Origin of the sequence: Stenotrophomonas sp. SrG (assembly GCF_050031795.1) — a bacterium.
Taxonomy (GTDB): domain Bacteria; phylum Pseudomonadota; class Gammaproteobacteria; order Xanthomonadales; family Xanthomonadaceae; genus Stenotrophomonas; species Stenotrophomonas rhizophila_A.
On record NZ_JBNBBE010001316.1, the window covers coordinates 1 to 236 of the forward strand.

General features: G+C 65.3%; 1 pseudogene. It reads right to left on the reverse strand.

The window, feature by feature from the left end:
• Positions 1-236, reverse strand: a pseudogene (locus ACQG3P_RS23685) (dipeptidyl carboxypeptidase II); the annotation flags it as partial.

Consider the following 236-nt stretch of genomic DNA (forward strand, 5'->3'; position numbering starts at 1 on the left):
CGCGATCGCATCGCTGTGCGCGGCGAACTTTGCCGAGTAGTCGGCCTGCAGCCTCTTGCGCGCATCGTTGGTATCGGCGCCGACCAGGCTGAAGAACTCGGTGGTCGCACGGTCGTGGGTGTCACCGCTCTTTTCCAGGGCGATGAGGGTGTTGTGGTAGGTCGGCTTGGCCGTGTTGTTGGCGATGGTCTCCACTTCCTGCAGCTGCGGGGCCATGCCGGCATCGAAGGCGGGGG